This window comes from Bacillus sp. A260, from assembly GCF_009861435.1.
Taxonomy (GTDB): Bacteria; Bacillota; Bacilli; order Bacillales; family Bacillaceae_G; genus Bacillus_A; species Bacillus_A cereus.
Genome location: NZ_CP046398.1, coordinates 4,436,838 through 4,458,452 on the forward strand (window position 1 = coordinate 4,436,838; position 21,615 = coordinate 4,458,452).

The window sequence follows — 21,615 nt, forward strand, 5'->3', positions numbered from 1 at the left end:
TATCCGATGTTATCTCTTTTCTATATTCTAGGCTGACAAATTGGGCAGTAATGCGTTCCTCGCCCGCCAACAACTGTTTTTTCTAATATCGTGCCACAAGTTACGCACGGCTCTCCCTTTTTCCCATATACATTTAGGAGTTCTTGGAACGAACCAATTTGCCCCTGTGAGTTGATATACGTCCGAATTGTACTTCCGCCACGCTTTACTGCTTCGCCTAACGTTGTAACGGTAGCCTCATAAATTCGCTCAATTTCTTCTACTGTTAAAGACGAAGCTTCTCGTTCTGGATGAATTTGAGAACGGAATAAAACTTCATCTACATATATATTTCCAAGCCCTACTAAAAGACGCTGGTCCAGTAGCACAACTTTTATTTTACGATTTGTCTTTTGTAATCTTTCTTGTAAATACTGCGGTGTCATTTCAGCATCAAATGGCTCCGGACCTAAGTCAGCAAGAGGCATTTGGTTCATTTCTTCACCTTTCTTAAAGAGATGCATCGTACCAAACTTTCTCACATCTTTATAATGTAATTCCATTCCATCTGTAAATAAGAAACGGACGTGCGTATGTTTATCAATCGGCTCATCCTCTTGATGTAATAAAAACTTACCTTCCATACGCAAATGTGAAACAATGACATAATTCGTTACATATAAAAGCAAAAACTTTCCTCTTCGCTTTATATTTTCAATCTTCTCGCCTTTTAGCATTTCTTTAAAGATTTCTGCATCATCCGGTCGTTTCACTATTTTTGGATAAGTAACAATAACATCTTCAATCGTTTTTCCTGTTACAAGATTTTCAAGTGTCCGTCTAACGTTTTCAACCTCTGGTAATTCAGGCATTTCATCACTTCCTTATTTTGCGTCGTACCAAGTTGGACCGTAAGAATAATCAACTTTCAGCGGAACTGCAAGTTCAATCGCATGTTCCATTACTTCAGGTACAAGCTGCTCTAATTTTTCGATTTCTTCTTTTGGTGCTTCAAATATTAATTCATCGTGTACTTGCAGAAGAAGACGCGCTTGTAATCCTTCTTCTTCTAAACGATCTGCCATAATAATCATCGCTTTTTTAATAATATCTGCTGCAGTACCTTGAATTGGTGTATTCATCGCTGTACGCTCAGCGAAGCTACGCAAGTTAAAATTACGACTCGTAATTTCTGGAATATAACGGCGACGATTTAATAATGTAGCTACATATCCTTTTTGTTTCGCATCTTTTACGATGTCCTCCATGTATTCTTGTACACCAGGGAAACTTTCTAAATACTTTTCAATAAATTCCGCTGCTGCTTTTCTTGTAATTCCTAAGTTTTGTGAAAGACCATAATCACTAATACCATACACAATTCCGAAGTTAACAGCTTTCGCTTGTCGTCTCATATTTGAAGTTACTTCATCTTTTTCAACGCCAAATACATCCATAGCTGTTTTCGTATGAATATCCATGTCATGTTGGAACGCTTCAACTAGCCCTTTATCATTTGCAATATGAGCTAATACACGCAGTTCGATTTGTGAATAATCAGCCGCATACATAATCCAGCCTTCTTCTGATGGAACAAATGCCTGACGAATCTTTCTTCCTTCTTCTAATCGAATCGGGATATTTTGCAAGTTCGGATCCGTTGAACTTAATCGACCTGTTTGCGTTAACACTTGATTAAAGCGAGTATGAATTTTAGATGAATCTTCATGTACAACTTTCAGTAAACCTTCAATGTAAGTTGAATTTAGTTTCCCTAATTGACGATAATGTAAAATATTTGGAATAATTTCATGGTGATTCATAAGCTTATCTAGTACATCAGCTGACGTAGAATAACCTGTTTTCGTCTTTTTAATAACCGGTAAGTTTAAGTTCTCAAACAGAATAACACCAAGCTGCTTCGGTGAATTAATATTAAACTCTGTTCCCGCAAGCTTATAGATTTCCTGTTCCATTTCCTTTAATCTACCCGCAAGTTCTTCTCCCATATTACGAAGACGCTCTGTATCAACTTTTACACCCTTTACTTCCATATCAGCTAATACACGTGCAAGCGGCAATTCTAACTCTGTAAACAGTTCATATTGCTCATTCTTCTTTAACTCTTCAACGAATGTTTGCTTTACATCATATAATACATGCACTTTACGAGCCACATGCTCCGCGACTACCTTTAACTCTGGAACAGCACGTTTCGCACCTTTTCCGTAAACTTCTTCATCTGATTTCACAGCATGCGTTTCTTTCATTTTCGCTACAGTACGGAAATCTTTATCTGTATCAGCCGGGTCAAGTAAATAAGCAGCGATTAATAGATCAAAGTCAATCCCTTGCATATCTATCCCATTCCATTTCAGTGCAACGATTGCACGCTTCGCATCAAATGTATGCTTTCTCATCTCTCCATCTGCAAGCCACTCTTTAAAAGCATCTGACTTAAGAGCAATGTCTGTCTGAATAAAGTAACATCCATTTTCATTTTGAATACCGAAACCTTGAATGTCTGCTTTATGATAGTTATCTTCTTGTACTTCAACGATAAGCGCACTATCTTGCTGAAGCATTTCTTCTGTAACTTCTTCCACAATATCAAATGTAATATCATCTAATTCAGCTGGAGCTGTTTCTTCTGGCGTAACGCCTAATTTATTTAAAAGAGATGTAAATCCTAAACTCTCGAACATTGGAATGACATCACTTGCTTCATATCCTTTATACGACATATCATCCACATGAACTGTAATCGGCGCATCTGTAATAATAGTTGCAAGATCCTTACTCATAAGAGCTTGTTCTTTATTTTCTTCCAGTTTTTCTTTTAATTTCTTCCCACTTACTTGATCTAGATTTTCATACACTTCTTCAACCGTTCCAAACTGTGTTAACAATTTAATCGCCGTTTTTTCACCAACTCCTGGTACACCCGGAATATTATCTGATTGGTCTCCCATTAAACCTTTCATATCGATAATTTGCTTTGGTGATAAGCTGTATTTTTCAAATAAAGCTTCTTTCGTATATTCATCCACTTCTGTAATCCCTTTTCGCGGAATACATACAAGCGTGTTATCAGAAACAAGTTGAAGTAAATCTTTATCTCCTGAAATAACTTTTACACTCGCCCCTTGCTCACTCGCTTCTTTCGCTAACGTTCCCATGATGTCATCCGCTTCATAATTTTCTAATTCATAACGCGGTACATTGAACGCATCCAGCATCTCACGAATAAACGGGAACTGCTCTGATAATTCAGGTGGAGTCTTTTGACGTCCTCCTTTATACTCACTATACGTTTTATGACGGAACGTTGTTTTGCCTGCATCAAACGCCACTAACATATGAGTTGGCTTTTCTTCCTCTAATATTCTCATTAACATCATTGTAAAACCGTAAATTGCGTTCGTATGTATACCTTTGTCGTTATTTAAAAGCGGTAGTGCAAAGAAAGCACGATACGCGATATTATTACCATCTACTAATACGACCTTTTTTTCCAAAATTGAAACCTCCCCATACAAATTTGAAATGATTTTTTTCACAGAAAAAAACCGTTCCTTTCCTCTCTCTATATTAACATGACTAATAGAGAGAAGAAAAATAACGGCTATTTTCTTTCATATATAAAACAGACTTATATTGGCATAAAGGGAAGTGACGAGAACAGCTTAACTATTCTCGTCCAAAATTACTCCTTGGATGAAGGGGTTTTCATGTATTATATTAACAGAGCTTTATTAATATTTAATTAAGCCATTGTTAATATATTGTAAACATCCTTCATCCTATTTTTCAGTTGCTGATTTCGGTAAAACAACTGTAAACGTTGTCCCTTCTCCAACTTCACTATCTACTGTAATCGTACCTTGATGCGCCTCAACTAAATGCTTTACGATCGACAATCCAAGGCCGGTACCACCAGTATTTCTACTTCTTGCTTTATCCACCCGGTAGAAACGTTCAAAAATACGCGGAATTTCCTCTTTACTAATACCAATTCCAGTATCCGATACTTTTATATAAGCATTATATTTATCTTCCGCTAACTCTACTGAAACAACGCCTCCAGCCGGTGTATATACGATTGCGTTATTAATTAAATTAATAAAGATTTGTTTCAAACGACTTGGATCTCCAATAACAGAGGCACGTTTTAATACATTAACTTGTAAAGAGATTTCTTTTTCTCCTGCTTTATTATCAAGTACCATATGAATATCTTCAAGCAGCCCCTTCATATCAACGGTTCCCATATTTAATTTAAATCCTTGTTGTTCGATCTTCGACAAATCTAATAAATCTTCAATTAATCCTTGCATGCGCTCACTTTCTTTTAAAATAATGTGCAAGAAATGTTCGCAGAATTTTTTATTATCCATCGCTCCGTCTAAGAGTGTTTCTGAAAAACCTTTAATAGAAGTAATCGGTGTCTTTAATTCATGAGAAACATTCGCTAAAAAGTCTTTTCTCATTTGTTCTAATTTCTTTAACTCTGTTATGTCATGGAATACGAGAACAATCCCTTTCCATTCATGGTTTGTCCCGATAATCGGCGCTCCATATACTTCGAAATGCTTCCGTTCAATTCCAAGTGGCAATAACATTTGTTTACGCACTTTCACTTCTGTCATAAAGATTTCTTCTACAAGCTCAATAATTTCTGTATGATGAAACGATTCATAATATAAGCGATCTAAATATTCTTCATCTGTTACGTGGAAAGTTTCCTTATAAGAGCGGTTTACAAGGTTTATATATCCTCGGCTATCAATTAAAATCATTCCGCTTCCCATATTTTCAATTAACGTATGCAGACGATCTTGCTGCATTTCTTGTTCAAGTGTCATCTCTTGTAAATTTCGAGCTAAAATATTAATCGCTTTACTCAGCATTCCAGTTTCATCCGAATGACTTTCGTATGCACGTGCTTTATAATTGCCCTTTGCCAATTCAATTGCAACTTTCGTAACCGATTCAATTGGCCTAATATATTGCCCTGTAATTTTCATACCTAAAAATACAACTACGAGACAAGCAATGACAAATCCGATAATTAATAATCCCCACGTTTTTTGATGTACGTCTCTTAAAGGATCAATTATACTTTTCACCAAAATGTATCCTTGTTTTCCTTCTACATCTTGAACGAACACCGCATGATAAAATTCATTCTTTCGATCCGTTTCTTTCGTAATCACTTTACTTCGTTGTTTTGCCACTTCCGAAGAAAGTTCTTTAATCGTCTCTGGACTAAATGCCAATTCTTGTCCTTTTCTATATTGAACTTTCTTTTTTTCATCCAAAAATACGATAGAAGCTGGTATTTTTTCTTCTAACTTTTCAAATATGTATGGGTTTTTTAAGACATTATCAAAACCTTGCTCTTCTGCTAACGTCGCAACATACTCTGTCTCTTTTACCATTCTCTCTTTAGCATGATCTATATAGTAGTTTTCAAACACAGTTTCTAGTAATAAACCTAGTCCAACTAAAATAAATACAATAAGAGAAACAAATGTAAAAAGAAGCCTGGAACGAAATTTATTCATTCCCTTTTGGCTCCTCTAATTTATATCCTAAACCACGTATCGTTTTAATGTACGTCGGTTTTTTCGTATTTTGTTCAATTTTATCGCGCAAATGGCTAATATGAACATCAACAATTCGTGTATCACCAGCAAAATCGTAATTCCATACAGCACTTAGTAATTGATCACGTGTCAACACGCGACTTTTATTTTTCGCAAGATACACAAGTAGTTCAAATTCTTTTGGTGTTAATTCAAGCTTTCTTCCTTGGAAATAAGCCTCATAAAATTCCGGTAAAATTTTAAGTTCTGCAATTGTGATGCTATCTTCATCTGGCGCTTCTGCAACTTGTTCTTCTTGTTGTAATTTCGTACGACGCAAAATCGCCTTCACACGAGCAACAACTTCTCTTGGACTAAATGGCTTTGTCATATAATCATCCGCCCCAAGTTCAAGGCCTAGCACCTTATCAAACTCATCATCTTTTGCCGTTAACATTAAAATCGGCGTCATAACGCGCTGCAATCGTAATTCTTTACACACTTCCATACCATCCATTTTCGGAAGCATTAAATCTAATATAATTAAATCTGGGCGTTCTGTTGTCGCTTTTTGAAGCGCCATTTCTCCATCCATCGCTGTTATAACTTCAAACCCAGCTTGTTGTAAATTAAATTCGATTAAAGTTAAGATAAATTCCTCATCATCAACTACTAAAATACGATTGTTCATTCTTTTCCTCCAAGTTATAGACTTGAAACCTTCTTCATCCTAGTATTTTCCCCGTTATTCTCATCATACTAGAAAACAAGGTCCCTCTCAATATAATTGTCTATTCATGGAGAGCGTTTGTGTAGAATTGAGAAAATAGAAGTAATTACAATTCACCTGCAACTACACAGGATTTTGCCAAACTTTATAGATTGCTCTCTCTTCTTTAAAGCTCACTTCCGTATGAACTATAAAATCTTAATTTTGTGCTAGGAAAAACGAAAGAGCATACGCTATTTTATAATCTGGTGTTTCATATCCATCAAATACTCTTCCATACATTTCATTTGCTACCCCATCTGGCCCACACTTCAGCTTCTCTTACCGTTTCAAAGATCACGTCTTCTCTTTTCCACCTTACCTAAAAAACCACTCCTTTAATTGACTTCAATTACCGATAATTATATCATTAATCTTAATATATAAATTAATAATATACGGAGGTCTATTATGCGACTAATACTATCCATTCTATCTTTAGCAGTCACATGTATCCTTGCTTTTAACGCTCCGAGCTGGGATACGATTAAAACGGGGTGCTCAGAATTTGCTGAAGGGTTCAAAGAAGGGTTCTTCAACTAAAAATAGCGCTAGCATCCTTATTAAAGGTATGCTAGCGCTATTCATATTTTCATCTTTTTAAAAATTATCTAATGCTTTTTCCATAATAGAAACTGATTTAAAAGGTGGCGTTACTGTTAATGAACCTTTCACAACAGTTTCTCCTTTTTCATCATGAGCAGATACAAGCATATCAATTGTATGTTCCTCCTCAGAAACAGCCACAACTTCAAAGTGGATTTGTAACGTTTCATAATGGTGAACATGTTTCACGAATGTAAGGTCCTTTCTCGTAATATGACTTCCTGGACCCGGTAAATATTTCGTAACCGCCGTTGTAATCATTCCCGTTAGCATAATGCTTGGTACAATCGGCTTTTCATACGGAGTTTGGGATGCGTAATCATGCTGAATATATAATGGATTGGCATCATTCGTTAACCCTAAGTACAATAACAAATCTTTATCCTCAATTTTTTCAGTGATAGATAATTTCTCTCCTACTGTAATTTCATCCATTTTACGACCAATTTGAACTTTTTTCTTTAACATGTTACAACCCCCTCCGATTTTTTCACCTTATTATCCTACTAAAAGCGATACCTTATCCGAAATTTACTATGATGAGGGCAATGTATAGTATAAATCTACAGTTTCATTATAGGATATTACAAATGATAGCGTTTTCATATTATTTCAAAAAAAACAATTCGGTAAATAGTAGAAAAAGATTCGGAATCCCGAATCTTTTTCACTACTATTCAATTATTAAACAAGAACTTTCATTACATTACGTACAGATTCTACAGAGCGATCTAACGCTTCTTTTTCATCTGCAAGAAGTTCTAATTCAATAATTTTTTCAATTCCGTTACCACCTAGAATTACTGGTACCCCTAAGTAAAGGTCACTATAACCATACTCACCTTCAAGGTACGCAATAGCTGGTAATATACGGCGTTGATCTTTTAAGATTGCTTCTGTCATTTCAACTAAAGAAGCTGCTGGTGCGTAATATGCACTACCGTTTCCTAATAAGCCTACAATCTCACCGCCACCTTTACGTGTACGTTCTACGATTGCTTCTAAACGCTCTTTCGGAATTAACGTTTCTAACGGAATACCGCCTGCATAAGAATAACGCACAAGAGGTACCATGTCGTCACCGTGTCCGCCAAGAACAAATCCTGTAATGTCTTTTACAGAAAGATTTAATTCTTGTGCGATGAATGTACGGAAACGAGCTGTATCTAATACACCCGATTGGCCGATTACACGCTCTTTCGGGAATCCTGCTTCTTTAAATACAGAATATGTCATTGCATCAACTGGATTTGTTAACACAACAATAATTGCATTTGGTGAATGTTTTGCAATGTCGCGCGTAATACTTTTCATAATTTTAGAGTTTGTTGCTACTAAGTCATCACGGCTCATACCAGGCTTACGTGCAATACCTGCTGTAATAACGACAACGTCAGAATCAGCAGTATCTGCGTAATCAGATGTTCCAATAATGTTAGCATCAAAACCTTGTACTGGGCTCGCTTCTAACATATCTAACGCTTTCCCTTTTGTTGGATTTTCCAGTTGTGGAATGTCCACTAATACAACATCTGCAAGTTCTTTTTGTGCTAATAAGAATGCCGTTGTTGCTCCTGTAAATCCTGCACCGATGACTGAAACCTTCTTGCGTTTGATTGTCATAATTTACCCCCCGCTTTAATTATGCGTTTTTGATTATCGCTACATCCATGTTTTTAATAAGTTCATTAGCGAACTCAGAACATTTCACTTCTGTTGCACCTTCCATTAAGCGTGCGAAATCATAAGTTACTACTTTTGAAGCAATTGTTTTCTCAACAGAAGCAGTTACTAATTTCGCAGCTTCGTTCCATCCTAAGTGTTCTAATAATAATACACCTGAAAGAAGAACAGAAGATGGGTTTACTTTATCTAAACCTGCATATTTTGGAGCTGTACCGTGTGTAGCTTCAAAGATAGCATGTCCAGTCACATAGTTAATGTTTGCACCAGGTGCAATACCAATTCCACCTACTTGTGCAGCAAGTGCATCAGAGATATAGTCACCATTTAAGTTCATTGTTGCAACAACATCGAACTCACGTGGACGAGTTAAAATTTGTTGTAAGAAGATGTCTGCAATAGAATCTTTTACGATGATTTTTCCAGCCACTTCAGCGTCTGCCATCGCTTTATTCGCTGCATCTTTACCATCTTTTTCAACGATACGATCGTATTCAGCCCAAGTAAATACTTTGTCGCCGAATTCTTGTTCCGCTACTTCGTAACCCCAGTTTTTGAAAGCACCTTCTGTAAATTTCATAATGTTTCCTTTATGAACTAATGTAACAGAAGAGCGTTTTTCGTTAATTGCATATTGAATTGCAGCACGAACAAGACGCTTTGTCCCTTCTTCTGAAATTGGCTTAATACCAATACCAGATGTTTCTGGGAAGCGGATTTTATTAACACCCATTGCTTCTTTTAAGAAAGCAAGAACTTTTTCTGCTTCTGGAGATCCTTGCGCATATTCAATTCCAGCATAAATATCTTCTGTATTTTCACGGAAAATAACCATATCAGTATCTTCCGGACGTTTTACAGGTGAAGGAACACCTTCAAAATAACGAACTGGACGTAGACATACATATAAATCTAATTCTTGACGAAGTGCTACGTTTAGAGAACGAATACCACCGCCAACTGGAGTTGTAAGTGGACCTTTAATCGCGATTAAATATTCACGAATTAAGTTTAAAGTTTCTTCTGGTAACCACTCGCCTGTTTGGTTGAATGCTTTTTCCCCTGCAAGCACTTCTTTCCAAACGATTTTCTTCTCACCATCATAAGCTTTTTCAACTGCTGCTTCTAGTACGCGAGATGCAGCTGCCCAAATATCAGGACCAATTCCATCTCCCTCGATAAATGGAATAATCGGATTGTTTGGTACATTCATAACACCATTAGTTACAGTAATTTTTTCACCTGTCGTCAATGTGATAACCCCCATGTTTGAAATTTCATATGTATGAAACTGAGGGAATAACCCCTCAGTTCAAACCGTTAGTCAAATTAAAATATTCTAATCATTACATCTTTCCGAAAAAATCAGACTTTTGAAAGCGTATTTTCACTATCAAAATAGTGTTATTCACTTATCGTTGTGCAATTGGAACATACACTTGATGCGTTGGTCCATTATAATCAGCACGCGGACGAATTAAACGGTTGTTTTCATATTGTTCTAGAATATGAGCTAACCAGCCTGACATACGGCTAATTGCAAAAATAGGTGTAAATAAGTCATGGTCAATTCCTAAACAATGGTATACAGAAGCTGAATAGAAATCAACATTTGGTGGAAGACCTTTTTCTTTTGTTACAATGTCTTCAATTTTGATAGACATATTATACCATTTCTCTTCTCCTAAAAGCACGCATAATCTCTTAGACATTTCACGTAAGTGTTTTGCACGTGGATCACCCTGCTCATACACACGGTGGCCAAAGCCCATGATTTTCACTTTATTTTGAAGAGCATTATGAATATATGACTCTACATTTTCTTCTTCACCAATCTCAGTTAACATCTTCATTACATTTTCATTTGCCCCACCGTGAAGAGGACCTTTTAATGCACCGATTGCTGCTGTAATACCAGAATATACATCTGAAAGTGTAGCTACGCAAACACGTGCAGTAAATGTAGAAGCGTTTAACTCATGATCTGCATGAAGTACAAGCGCCTTATCAAAAGCTTCAATTTCAACTTCATTTGGCTCGCGATCATTTAACATGTACAAGAAGTTTGCAGCTAATGATAAATCCTTTCTTGGCTCAACAATATCTAAACCTTTACGGATTCTCGCGTAAGCAGCAACTAAAGTTCCTACTTGCGCCTGTAATTTAACCGCTTTCAAATAATTGGACTTTTCGTCCATAATTTCAGCGCTCTCATCGTATAATGATAGCATGGAAATTGCAGTTCGTAAAACAGACATCGGATGTGCAATTTTTAAATCTACTTGTTTCAAATATGTTAAAATCTCACCTGGAACTTTATAGTATTCTGATACAATTTCATTAAATTCTGCTAGTTCTTTTTCATTAGGAAGCTTGCGGTGCCATAATAAGTACACTACTTCTTCAAACGTAGCATTCTCAGCTAAATCATCAATATTATACCCAACATAAGTTAATGTATCATCAATAATAGAGCTCACAGATGATGTTGTTGCTACTACCCCTTCTAAACCTCGAATAACAGTCATGACATTCTCTCCTTTTCCTGAAAATTCTCCCAACCTTGCTCCTTATATCTATTTGCTCCCCTTTTGAATTATGAACGCCCGTTCACTCTTTAGGCAAGCAAAATGCACGATCATGCAAATTTGTTGCGATGTTCCCCTCTTATTGTCCATTGTTTACATGGAAAGCATGAGCGTGAATGTCTCCCCGAATCCTCACGCTCAAAACAACAAGTTAGTGAGGAAAATTAATTCCGAAGAGTTTTATGATAAAAACAACATAAAACAATATCATTATAAAATTGTTTTATGTTGTTTTTATTTTATCTGGTGTAAAGTCTCTGCTGTTATGTAACTTTTCAAAGTTTCTAATCCTATTATAAACAATTATCTGACTTTTGTGAACAGAAAGAATTCAAAAATTTTATATTACTATAAAATTCCTTATTTAAACATTTGTATAATACTCATAACCGCATAGGCAATTCCAGCCCCAATTAACGGACCAACAGCAACCCCATTAAATAGCGCAACCGCTATAATTGTCCCAAAAACAAGCGCAGTTGTAATGTGGGGATCCGTTGTCAACAATTGTACGCCGCCTTTCGCTAACAAAGCGACCGCTACACCTGAAGCTAAAGCAATCCACGCATAATAAGATTTTGCCGCTTCTCCAAGTTGTTTAAAACCTATTTCCCCCGTCGCAATCGGTACGAGCACCGCTATTGTAATGACCGTTACACCTAGGTTAATTCCTTTCGTTTGTAAATAAGGAAAGACCTTATCTCCTAAAAACGTAAACTTCAATAAAAATAACACACCAATAGCCACAGTAAGCGATTGGTTTTTCGCAATAAGTCCTATAATAAGTAGTATGAATAAAAATAACGTTGACTGACTAATCATGTTTGCACTTCCTTTCTGAAAATAATGAACTCATTTCCAAACAAAAATACCTTTAAACCTATCGTTATACATGATATATCGATGCCTATTCAACATGAATCACTTCATTTTTTATGTATTTTAAAATGATAAATTGAGACTTTCACCATAAAAATTTAAGCGTGTATACATTTTAAAAAACAGACGTCTCTTCTTTCTTTTCTAATTAGAAACAGGTAAAATAAAAAGAAGAGAAAATGAAGTTTTTACCATATAGTAGAAGCATCAACACCAAGCTTTCACAGTCACTCACATACTGAAAAAGCAGGAAAAATCCATCATTCCACTATAACATAAAGTGAAACTTTAATCAGTGGGGCACACTCGTTATAAGTTGAACGAATTAGGATAATCCAAATTGGAATGGGAGGTATACATCTTTGAACCGAAACTTACTATATATGATATTGCGACTCATATTTGTCATTGTAGCAACGGTAGCTGGGTTCTATGTATTACTATACATGTCAGGGCTTATCTATCCTTTTATTATCGCTTTTGCATTTGCTTATTTGATTAATCCTGTCGTCAATTTCCTTAATCAAAAACTACAATTTCCTCGCGCACTAGCAGTACTCGTTAGCTTAATTCTCGTATTTGGAGCTATCGTTGGACTTGTTACATATCTTGTGACTGAAGCAATATCTGCCACAACATACTTACTACAACTTGTTACAGTAAAGTTTCCAGATATCGTTACATTCGCTCAGCAATTTGCACTTAATCATATTATGCCTCTCTACGATGATTTAATCTCTAAATTTAATCATCTTGGAGAACCACAGCGCTATACAATTACACAAAACATTCAAAACTTAGGAACAGAAGCGACAACACAAATGAAAGAACTTTTAACCGCCATTATAAGCGGGTTAACGAATTTCATTAGTGCACTGCCAACAACTTTAACTGTCCTTGTATTCATTTTATTAGCCACTTTCTTCATTAGTTACGATTGGCACCGTCTTGCTCAGAAAGCAAGAAAATTGCTACCGAATCGTGTACATGGCTATGGAAAAACTATTTTTGTCGACTTAAGAAAAGCTTTGTTTGGTTTTGTGAAAGCACAACTTACACTCGTATCTATGACAACTGTCATTGTACTAATCGGGCTTTTAATATTACGCGTACCATACGCCATTACTATCGCGATTATTACAGGGGTTGTAGATTTACTACCATATTTAGGAACAGGCGCAGTCTTTGTTCCATGGGTTATATACGTATTTTTCACTGGCGATACCGCATTCGCCATTGGTCTTCTCATTTTATACATCGTCGTGATTGTCCAAAGACAAATTATGGAGCCGAAAGTACTTTCATCTAACATCGGTCTCGATCCATTAGCAACACTCGTCGCTCTATTTGTCGGCTTTAAACTTTTTGGCTTTTTAGGATTAATCATCGGCCCAGTCACCTTAGTACTACTTAATACATTACACAAAGCTAATGTCTTCCATGACTTGTGGAAATATATTAAAGGTTCACCTTCAAAATAATAGTTTCTAATTCATACACAACAAAAAACTTACATGTAATCAGTGGGAAATTCCCACTGATTATTCCTTGTACTTATTTTTCATACTTATTACATAAAACAAGAGAATTGCACTCAAAAAAGATAATTCTCTTGTTTTTTTGCATGAAAAACGCATATTCCGTGGTGTTTTTACATATTTATTCTATTTATTTTATAATTATCATTTACATTTATTACTTTTTATGTAAATGAATAAATATACAAAATAGCATAAAATAAGACTTCAACTAACAATCTCCGCCTTTTTATATGAATTTTTTACACCAATCGTTCCTCTATATAAGAAAACAAAACTTTAATTTAGCAGTGTTTCCCTCCATCTTATTCATCTAAATTAATAGCACTAAAAAATCACAAGTTTAATCGAAGTACACACAAGAGTTCAAACGAAAATTATATAGCAAATATAATAAGCGAACGTTTTGTTCATCCCCACTCATCATTCGCCCCACATCAGACACTTACGAGCAGCCCAGCTTTGAGATAGAAATTCCACCCCACAAATAGCGCGGTAAAACAAAGCTTCAATCAGCAAGTTCCTCTCCTTTTACAAGACAAAAAAATAGCACTTAGATTTCTACAATCTAAGTGCTATTTCTGAATAATAATAGTAGAATTCTTTCTAAATTTCCATTCCATCCACTTCATAACAAGCGGCTTCAATAAAGCTCTCGTAATAGGGATCACGCAGATAAACCCTAGCATATCTGTCACATACCCAGGAAGCACTAAGAGAATACCTCCTACAAATACAAAAATACCATCTAGTACCGCCTCACCTGGCATTTCCCCTCTATTCAACTTAGATTGAATCTCTCCAAGCACTTTAAACCCTTGTCTTTTCGCCAAATACACACCTACAACACCTGTAAATACAATCATAGCGAACGTAGACCATAAACCTATTACATGACTTGATCCAATTAAGACCGTAATCTCAATCGCCGGTATTAAAATAAACAAGAATAGTAACCACTTCATAGTTCTACACCTCTCTCACATCTCACTTTTAACGCCCTCACAATGCCTATATACATCATATGAAATATAGATACCCTTTCATATTAAAACCCATAACAAACAGCTTTTAAAAGCAATTCTAGGCGCTTTAAGCTAATTTTATCTCGTTTTTGTGTAAAAAAAAAGAGAAGGACTCCGATCCTTCTCTCCGTATTACTTATAGCACTTCCGCATGTCCATTATAAACAATTCCGCGTGCTGCATCAACTGTTACTTCTTGGCCATTTTTTAAAGTTGCTGTTACGCCGTTTACACCAACGATAACAGGAATACCGATTGATACACCTACAACAGCTGCATGGCTTGTTAAGCCACCTTCTTCTACAACTAAAGCTGCAGCTTTTTCGATTGCAGGAATCATATCTTTATCAGTGCTTGTTGTAACAAGGATATCACCTTCGTTTACGTTCGCTACAGCTTCAGCAGCTGTTTTTGCTACAACTACTTTACCTTTTGCAGCTTTACGACCGATTCCTTGTCCTTTAGCAATTTCTTCACCAACAACGTGGATTTTCATTAAGTTTGTTGTACCAGTTTCAGCAACTGGAACACCAGCAGTAATCACTACAGTATCTCCAAGTCCGATTAGGCCTGCATCCATACCTGTTTGAATTGCTGTATCTAACATTTCGTCAGTTGAAGCTGCGCGCTTCTCAGCCATAAATGCTTGTACACCCCAAACAAGTGCAAGACGACGTCCTACTTGCTCGTCAGATGTTACAGCTACGATTGGAGATTTTGGACGGTATTTAGAGATCATTTTCGCAGTATATCCACTTTCTGTTGGAGCTACGATTGCAGCTACATCAAGAGCAAGTGCTGTATGTGCAACAGATTGGCTAATTGCATCTGTAATTGTTGGAGTGAACTCTTTAATACGTTTTTTGAACATATCTTCATATTGTAATGATTTTTCAACACGTACCGCAATGTTAGCCATCATTGTTACTGCTTCTACTGGGTATTGTCCAGCAGCTGTTTCACCTGAAAGCATGATTGCATCTGTACCATCGAAGATTGCATTAGCTACGTCACTTGCTTCCGCACGAGTTGGACGTGGGTTACGTTGCATAGAATCTAACATTTGTGTTGCAGTAATAACTGGTTTACCTAACACGTTACATTTTTTAATTAGACGTTTTTGTACTAACGGTACTTCTTCTGGTGGAATTTCTACACCCATGTCACCACGAGCTACCATTAAACCGTCAGAAACTTCTAAGATTGAATCGATGTTGTCGATACCTTCTTGGTTTTCGATTTTTGGTACGATTTGGATATATTGAGCGTTATGCTCTTCTAATAATTCACGGATTTCTAATACGTCAGACGCTTTACGTACGAATGAAGCTGCAATGAAATCAACTTTTTGCTCGATACCGAAGATGATATCTTTTACGTCTTTTTCAGTGATACCAGGAAGCTTAATGCTTACGTTTGGTACGTTAACACCTTTTTTATTTTTTACAGTTCCGCTGTTAAGAACTTTTGTACGGATGTTTCCATCAGCTTTTTCGATTACTTCTAGTTCGATAAGACCGTCATCGATTAGAATACGAGAACCTGGGTCTACATCGTCATAAAGACCAGCATAAGATACAGAGAACTTCTCTGCAGTACCTAATACTTGCTCAGTAGAAAGAACTACTTCTGCACCTGTTACAAGCTCAGCTTGTCCGTCTACGAAGTCGTGAGTACGGATTTCTGGACCTTTTGTATCAAGTAAGATACCAACTGTTTTACCAGTTTTCTTTGAAGCTTCACGAATGTTTTTAATACGAGCTCCGTGCTCTTCATGGCTACCATGAGAGAAGTTTAAACGAGCAACGTTCATACCTGCTTCGATTAATTGCTCTAATTTTTCAATACTTTCACTAGCAGGACCTATAGTACATACAATTTTAGTTTTACGCATATTGCACCTCCGAAAATTATGAAACCGTTCCCAAATATCTGACATTACGCCGATTAGATGGATAATTCTTTAGATAATTGATACATATCTTTATCGATTGTATGCTTTTGAGCTAACGCTTCGATAATGTCATGATCAACAAGTTTGTTATCTTGAATACCTACACAACGTCCGCCTTTACCAGCAATTAACAATTCAACTGCTCTTGCGCCAAGACGACTTGCTAATACACGGTCTTGTGCACTTGGTGATCCACCACGTTGTACGTGACCTAATACAGTTACACGAGTATCAAAGTTTGTTGCTTCTTCAATGTGCTTACCGATGTCAATTGCACTTCCAACACCTTCAGCTACAACGATAATACTGTGTTTTTTACCACGTTCACTACCACGCTTCAGACGAGCGATAACATCATCCATGTCATACTCTTCTTCTGGAATTAAGATTGTTTCCGCACCATCAGCTAAACCAGCCCATAATGCAATATCACCAGCGTGACGTCCCATTACTTCGATAACATATGTACGTTCATGAGATGTAGCTGTGTCACGAATTTTATCAATTGCATCAATAACAGTGTTTAAAGCTGTATCGAAACCAATTGTGAAGTCTGTTCCAGGGATATCATTGTCGATTGTACCTGGTACACCAACACATGGGAATCCTTGTTCAGTTAATTTTTTAGCGCCTTGGTAAGAACCATCTCCACCAATAACAACAAGTCCTTCGATACCGTGTTTCTTTAATTGCTCGATACCTTTTAGTCGTACTTCTGGATCTTTAAACTCAGGACATCTTGCTGTATATAATTTTGTACCACCGCGGTGGATAATATCGCCAACAGAACCAAGTTCTAATTTTTCAATGTGACCAGAAATTAATCCAGCGTATCCATGGTAAATACCATATACTTCAATATCATGGAAAATCGCTTTACGAACAACTGCACGAATGGCAGCATTCATACCAGGTGAATCTCCACCACTTGTTAATACACCAATACGTTTCATTTGTACTCACCTCATAAAGATTATTTGCCTTATAATAAAATAACACGAAAAAATATAAAAATACAATGGAGAAGATGTGTCTTTTCATAATAAAAACGTGCATTCGCGAAGTGGAACGCACGCTTTTCTTATTTTATCCAAATGGAAGCGTTTGAAAACGAAACTTGCCCAATTTTCATATATTTTTCATAACGTTTTTCGATTAATTCATCTTTCGAAATTCCGTTTAATTGTTCAAAAGTTTTTCGAATCATTAAGTCTATATTTTCTGACTGTTTCAAAATATTACGGTGAGCTCCGCCTCTTGCTTCTGGAATAATTTCGTCAATTACACCTAATTCTTTCAAATCTGCTGCTGTAATTTTCATTGCCTCTGCAGCTTCCTTTGCTTTCCCTGAATCTTTCCAAAGAATTGCCGCTGCACCCTCTGGTGTAATAACAGAATAAGTGGAATTTTCTAGCATATGAATGTAATCTCCAACTCCAAGGCCTAGCGCACCACCACTACCACCTTCGCCGATAACGATACAAATAACAGGTACCGTTAAACCTGCCATTTCAAATAAATTGCGGGCGATAGCTTCACTTTGACCACGTTCTTCAGCAGCTTTACCAGGATAAGCTCCTTTCGTATCAATAAAACAAATAATAGGACGATTGAACTTTTCCGCCTGCTTCATTAAACGTAATGCTTTTCGATATCCTTCTGGATGAGGCATTCCAAAGTTACGGCGAATATTTTCTTTCGTATCTTTTCCGCGCTGATGCCCAATTACAGTTACAGGCATCCCTTTATATTTCGCAATGCCGCCGACAATCGCTGCATCATCGCCAAATAGACGATCTCCATGACATTCGAAAAAATCAGTAAATAAGTGCTCAATATAATCGAGCGTTGTCGGTCGTTCAGCATGACGAGCAATTTGAACACGGTCCCATACTTTCAGATTGCCGTATATATCTTCCTCTAAATTTTCTAGCTTTTCTTCCAAAATACGAATCTCCTCACTGAAGTCCATCTGGCTGTTTTTCGTATAGTCTTTCAGTTCACGAATCTTATTTCTTAGCTCAACAACTGGTTTTTCAAATTCTAGCTCTGCCATACAGCCATTTCCCCTCCTTGATGAACTTCTAAAATCTTGCGAAGTGATTCTCTCATATCATCACGATGCACCACCGCATCTAATTGACCATGATCTAGTAAGAATTCTGCCGTTTGGAAATCTTCTGGTAGTTTCTCACGCACCGTTTGTTCAATTACACGTCTACCAGCAAATCCGATAAGTGCACCTGGTTCTGCAAGATTATAATCACCAAGTGAAGCGAAACTCGCTGAAACCCCGCCCGTCGTTGGGTGAGTCATAACAGAAATAAATAATCCTCCTGCATTACTATGCTTTTTCAAAGCTACGCTTGTTTTTGCCATTTGCATTAAACTTAATATACCTTCTTGCATACGGGCACCACCCGAAGCAGTAAAGATAATAAATGGAACTTGTAAGTCGTACGCCTTTTCAACCGCACGGGCGATTTTTTCTCCTACTACAGAGCCCATGCTCCCCATTCGAAAACGAGAATCCATTACTGCAACAACAACAAGCATGTCATCAATTGTTCCTTCACCAGTTACAACCGCTTCGTTCAATTCAGTCTTCTTACGATCGCTCTCTAGTTTCTCTTCATAACCTGGAAACTCGAGTGGATTTAATGAAACCATTTCTTTGTCATACTCACGGAATGACCCTTCGTCCAATATACTATCAAGACGTTCCCATGCATTCATAGGATGATGATATCCACAATTCACACATACTTTTAAATTTTTTAGAAGTTCTTTCGTATACATGATTTTTTTACATTCCGGACATTTTGTCATAACGCCATCTGGTACATCTTTTCGTACTTGTTCTGAAGGTATTGCAGCGTACTTTTTCTTTTTCACGAATAAATCTCTTAGCACAATTTGACCCCCTTCGTTGAGAGCTAAGGTTAGCGTAAGAAGAAAATGGGGCTAACACCAAAGTTTGATGTTAGCCTTATCTTCTCAATCTGTCTAATAACCTCACTCTTTACGTTTAACTTTAACCGCTAAGCGGTAGAATGTTTGTCATAACGTGTCATGGTCATTTCGACAAATTTTATACATTACGAGTGAAACTGTATATTCTCTACTAATTCATCGTAAATTTTTAGTGCATCATTTTCTTGTTTTTCTTCCAAAGTAGCATAAAGCTTTCTATACATATCGATAGAATCTCTTGAAACTTTACAAGAAAGAGTTGCTACGTAATCATTTACGATCATCCAAATGCGATATAGTAAATAATTATCGACTTGTTCAATAAGTGTTTTAAAGAACGTTTGATGAAGCGTTGGGACTGAGCTTTCATTTCCTTCAAGTACTTGGTGTAATCTACTTAGTACTTTAGAAAACGTTTCTTTCGGTAAATTACATACAATTCGAATCATATCTTTCTCAAGTAATCGTTTCGTTTGTAATAAATCACGAATTGTTTTCTCATCTTGCAATAAGAACGGGGCAATTAATTGTACAAGACCGTTATCATAAAAGTTTCGAATAAACGTCCCTTCACCACGTCTCGTTTCAATCAATCCTACCAGTTCTAAAGCACGCAATGCTTCTCTTACAGAGGAACGTCCTACGTTTAAGCGTGAACTTAACTCACGCTCAGACGGCAAACGATCCCCCGCCACCAAACCATCCTCTTCCATAATGGAACGGATTTTTTTTACAATTTCGAGATATACTTTTGTATTTGATGATGTCAATGGAAATTCCTCGCTTATTCTTTACCAATCAGCGCTAATTGTTTTGTTTTTTCAGCGATCTCATTTGGATCTACTTGACGGCGAGCTACTCCTGTCTCCATTGCTGCTTTTGCAACGTAAGCCGCTACTTGAGGCGCTACACGCGCGTCAAATGGTGCCGGAATGATATAGTCTGCATTTAACTCATCTTCTGCTACAAGCTCAGCAATAGCCTGTACAGCTGCCATCTTCATTTCTTCGTTAATTTGTGTCGCATGTACGTCAAGTGCACCGCGGAAAATACCAGGGAACGCCAGTACATTATTTACTTGGTTCGGGAAGTCAGAACGACCTGTTCCAACAACAGCTGCGCCCGCTGCTTTTGCCAATTCTGGCATAATTTCTGGAACTGGATTCGCCATTGCAAAAATAATCGCATCGTCATTCATTGTACGAACCATCTCTTCTGTTAATGCACCTTCTGCAGATACACCAATGAATACGTCCGCACCTTGTACAACATCAGCTAAAGAACCTTCTATACGATTCTTATTTGTATATTTTGCAACTTCATCCTTCACCGGATTCATACCTGTAGGACGACCATCATAGATTGCGCCTTTACGGTCACACATAATAATGTCGCGTACACCATAGCGATATAAAAGTTTAATAATTGCAATACCTGCTGCACCTGCGCCATTTGCGACAACTTTAATGTCAGACATTTTCTTTCCAACTAATTTCAGTGCATTTACAAGACCTGCTACTGTTACAATAGCTGTTCCGTGTTGGTCATCATGGAAGATAGGAATATTTGTTTCTTTTTTCAAACGCTCTTCAATAATGAAGCAGTTTGGTGCTGCGATATCTTCTAAGTTAACGCCGCCAAAAGTTGGCTCCATTAATTTTACAGTTTCAACAATTTTATCTACATCGTTTGTATTTAAGGCAATTGGGAATGCATCTACACCAGCAAAGCTCTTGAATAATACAGCTTTACCTTCCATTACTGGAAGAGATGCTTCAGGTCCAATGTTACCAAGACCAAGTACAGCTGTTCCATCTGTCACAACTGCTACCATATTTCCCTTCATCGTATATTCATATACCTTACTTTTATCGTCATAAATTTCTTTACAAGGTTCTGCAACCCCTGGAGAATATGCAAGACTTAAATCTTTTGCATTTTCTACTTTTACTTTTGATACAGTTTCTAATTTTCCTTGATGCACTTTATGCATGTGAAGTGCTTCTTCACGAAGTGTTGACAAACTATCCACT

At 36.9% G+C, this 21,615-nt stretch carries 18 protein-coding genes and 1 pseudogene; 2 read left to right on the forward strand and 17 right to left on the reverse strand.

Annotated features, from left to right (window positions below; all coding sequences use genetic code 11):
- Positions 1 to 20 precede the first annotated feature (20 nt).
- From mutM to GD442_RS28180, 5 genes and pseudogenes are all read right to left on the reverse strand, one after another.
- Positions 21 to 851 carry a DNA-formamidopyrimidine glycosylase gene (mutM, locus tag GD442_RS22505; RefSeq protein WP_086407797.1) on the reverse strand — a complete coding sequence of 277 codons (831 nt, stop codon included), beginning with the start codon at positions 849 to 851 and terminating at the stop codon, positions 21 to 23.
- 12 nt (positions 852 to 863) lie between these two features.
- Positions 864 to 3,497: a DNA polymerase I gene (gene polA, locus GD442_RS22510; RefSeq protein WP_025690731.1), complete on the reverse strand. Its 2,634-nt coding sequence runs from the start codon at positions 3,495 to 3,497 to the stop codon at positions 864 to 866.
- A 285-nt stretch (positions 3,498 to 3,782) separates the two neighbouring features.
- Entirely contained in the window at positions 3,783 to 5,546 is a 1,764-nt protein-coding gene (gene phoR, locus GD442_RS22515) for a sensory box histidine kinase PhoR (RefSeq protein ID WP_001032102.1), read from the reverse strand.
- On the reverse strand, positions 5,539 to 6,258 hold the full coding sequence (phoP, locus tag GD442_RS22520) for a two-component system response regulator PhoP (RefSeq protein ID WP_001065220.1): 720 nt from the start codon (positions 6,256 to 6,258) through the stop codon (positions 5,539 to 5,541). Before phoP ends, phoR begins: the two co-directional genes overlap by 8 nt.
- A 162-nt stretch (positions 6,259 to 6,420) precedes the next feature.
- A pseudogene (locus GD442_RS28180) lies at positions 6,421 to 6,637 on the reverse strand (hypothetical protein).
- 110 nt (positions 6,638 to 6,747) lie between these two features.
- On the opposite strand from GD442_RS28180, the gene GD442_RS28300 reads away from it, so the two are divergent.
- Positions 6,748 to 6,879 carry a hypothetical protein gene (locus tag GD442_RS28300; protein ID WP_001237022.1) on the forward strand — a complete coding sequence of 44 codons (132 nt, stop codon included), beginning with the start codon at positions 6,748 to 6,750 and terminating at the stop codon, positions 6,877 to 6,879.
- A 57-nt stretch (positions 6,880 to 6,936) separates the two neighbouring features.
- Here the strand turns inward: GD442_RS28300 and GD442_RS22525 are convergent, their stop codons facing one another.
- The 5 genes from GD442_RS22525 to GD442_RS22545 form a co-directional block, all read right to left on the reverse strand.
- Positions 6,937 to 7,410 (reverse strand): MaoC family dehydratase, encoded by a 474-nt coding sequence (locus GD442_RS22525; protein WP_000914180.1) that lies wholly within the window; start codon positions 7,408 to 7,410, stop codon positions 6,937 to 6,939.
- 216 nt (positions 7,411 to 7,626) lie between these two features.
- Positions 7,627 to 8,565 (reverse strand): malate dehydrogenase, encoded by a 939-nt coding sequence (gene mdh, locus GD442_RS22530; RefSeq protein WP_000153230.1) that lies wholly within the window; start codon positions 8,563 to 8,565, stop codon positions 7,627 to 7,629.
- Between the two features lie 19 nt (positions 8,566 to 8,584).
- Complete coding sequence (icd, locus tag GD442_RS22535) at positions 8,585 to 9,877, reverse strand: NADP-dependent isocitrate dehydrogenase (RefSeq protein WP_000206898.1); 1,293 nt, start codon at positions 9,875 to 9,877, stop codon at positions 8,585 to 8,587.
- Between the two features lie 160 nt (positions 9,878 to 10,037).
- Positions 10,038 to 11,186, reverse strand: a complete 1,149-nt coding sequence (citZ, locus tag GD442_RS22540) for a citrate synthase (RefSeq protein ID WP_000503652.1) — start codon at positions 11,184 to 11,186, stop codon at positions 10,038 to 10,040.
- Positions 11,187 to 11,573: 387 nt separating this feature from the next.
- Positions 11,574 to 12,035, reverse strand: a complete 462-nt coding sequence (locus GD442_RS22545) for a DUF441 domain-containing protein (protein WP_000625507.1) — start codon at positions 12,033 to 12,035, stop codon at positions 11,574 to 11,576.
- A 419-nt stretch (positions 12,036 to 12,454) separates the two neighbouring features.
- Here GD442_RS22545 and ytvI point away from each other — a divergent pair, with 419 nt between their 5' ends.
- Entirely contained in the window at positions 12,455 to 13,573 is a 1,119-nt protein-coding gene (gene ytvI, locus GD442_RS22550; protein WP_001081388.1) for a sporulation integral membrane protein YtvI, read from the forward strand.
- A gap of 632 nt (positions 13,574 to 14,205) precedes the next feature.
- On the opposite strand, the gene GD442_RS22555 is transcribed toward ytvI, so the two are convergent.
- From GD442_RS22555 to ystJ, 7 genes are all read right to left on the reverse strand, one after another.
- Positions 14,206 to 14,595: an FxsA family protein gene (locus tag GD442_RS22555; RefSeq protein ID WP_000871628.1), complete on the reverse strand. Its 390-nt coding sequence runs from the start codon at positions 14,593 to 14,595 to the stop codon at positions 14,206 to 14,208.
- Between the two features lie 196 nt (positions 14,596 to 14,791).
- The gene (gene pyk, locus GD442_RS22560) at positions 14,792 to 16,549 is read right to left on the reverse strand and encodes a pyruvate kinase (protein ID WP_001232673.1); all 1,758 of its coding nucleotides are present in this window, start codon (positions 16,547 to 16,549) and stop codon (positions 14,792 to 14,794) included.
- A gap of 53 nt (positions 16,550 to 16,602) precedes the next feature.
- Positions 16,603 to 17,562, reverse strand: coding sequence for a 6-phosphofructokinase (pfkA, locus tag GD442_RS22565; protein ID WP_000821157.1), 960 nt, complete (start codon positions 17,560 to 17,562; stop codon positions 16,603 to 16,605).
- Between the two features lie 128 nt (positions 17,563 to 17,690).
- Entirely contained in the window at positions 17,691 to 18,665 is a 975-nt protein-coding gene (gene accA, locus GD442_RS22570) for an acetyl-CoA carboxylase carboxyl transferase subunit alpha (protein ID WP_000818810.1), read from the reverse strand.
- Positions 18,653 to 19,522 (reverse strand): acetyl-CoA carboxylase, carboxyltransferase subunit beta, encoded by an 870-nt coding sequence (gene accD, locus GD442_RS22575; protein ID WP_000942856.1) that lies wholly within the window; start codon positions 19,520 to 19,522, stop codon positions 18,653 to 18,655. The genes accA and accD overlap by 13 nt, the downstream gene beginning before the upstream one ends.
- A 185-nt stretch (positions 19,523 to 19,707) precedes the next feature.
- The gene (locus tag GD442_RS22580; protein ID WP_000204448.1) at positions 19,708 to 20,352 is read right to left on the reverse strand and encodes a FadR/GntR family transcriptional regulator; all 645 of its coding nucleotides are present in this window, start codon (positions 20,350 to 20,352) and stop codon (positions 19,708 to 19,710) included.
- 14 nt (positions 20,353 to 20,366) lie between these two features.
- Entirely contained in the window at positions 20,367 to 21,575 is a 1,209-nt protein-coding gene (ystJ, locus tag GD442_RS22585; RefSeq protein WP_161508111.1) for an NADP-dependent malic enzyme, read from the reverse strand.
- Positions 21,576 to 21,615 lie beyond the last annotated feature (40 nt).

Coding starts and splice junctions, on each gene's coding strand:
- mutM (WP_086407797.1), bottom strand. CDS start 851: ATGCCTGAATTACCAGAGGTTGAAAACGTTAGACGGACACTTGAAAAT.
- phoR (WP_001032102.1), bottom strand. CDS start 5,546: ATGAATAAATTTCGTTCCAGGCTTCTTTTTACATTTGTTTCTCTTATT.
- phoP (WP_001065220.1), bottom strand. CDS start 6,258: ATGAACAATCGTATTTTAGTAGTTGATGATGAGGAATTTATCTTAACT.
- GD442_RS28300 (WP_001237022.1), top strand. CDS start 6,748: ATGCGACTAATACTATCCATTCTATCTTTAGCAGTCACATGTATCCTT.
- GD442_RS22525 (WP_000914180.1), bottom strand. CDS start 7,410: ATGTTAAAGAAAAAAGTTCAAATTGGTCGTAAAATGGATGAAATTACA.
- mdh (WP_000153230.1), bottom strand. CDS start 8,565: ATGACAATCAAACGCAAGAAGGTTTCAGTCATCGGTGCAGGATTTACA.
- GD442_RS22545 (WP_000625507.1), bottom strand. CDS start 12,035: ATGATTAGTCAGTCAACGTTATTTTTATTCATACTACTTATTATAGGA.
- GD442_RS22555 (WP_000871628.1), bottom strand. CDS start 14,595: ATGAAGTGGTTACTATTCTTGTTTATTTTAATACCGGCGATTGAGATT.
- pyk (WP_001232673.1), bottom strand. CDS start 16,549: ATGCGTAAAACTAAAATTGTATGTACTATAGGTCCTGCTAGTGAAAGT.
- pfkA (WP_000821157.1), bottom strand. CDS start 17,562: ATGAAACGTATTGGTGTATTAACAAGTGGTGGAGATTCACCTGGTATG.
- accA (WP_000818810.1), bottom strand. CDS start 18,665: ATGGCAGAGCTAGAATTTGAAAAACCAGTTGTTGAGCTAAGAAATAAG.
- ystJ (WP_161508111.1), bottom strand. CDS start 21,575: ATGCATAAAGTGCATCAAGGAAAATTAGAAACTGTATCAAAAGTAAAA.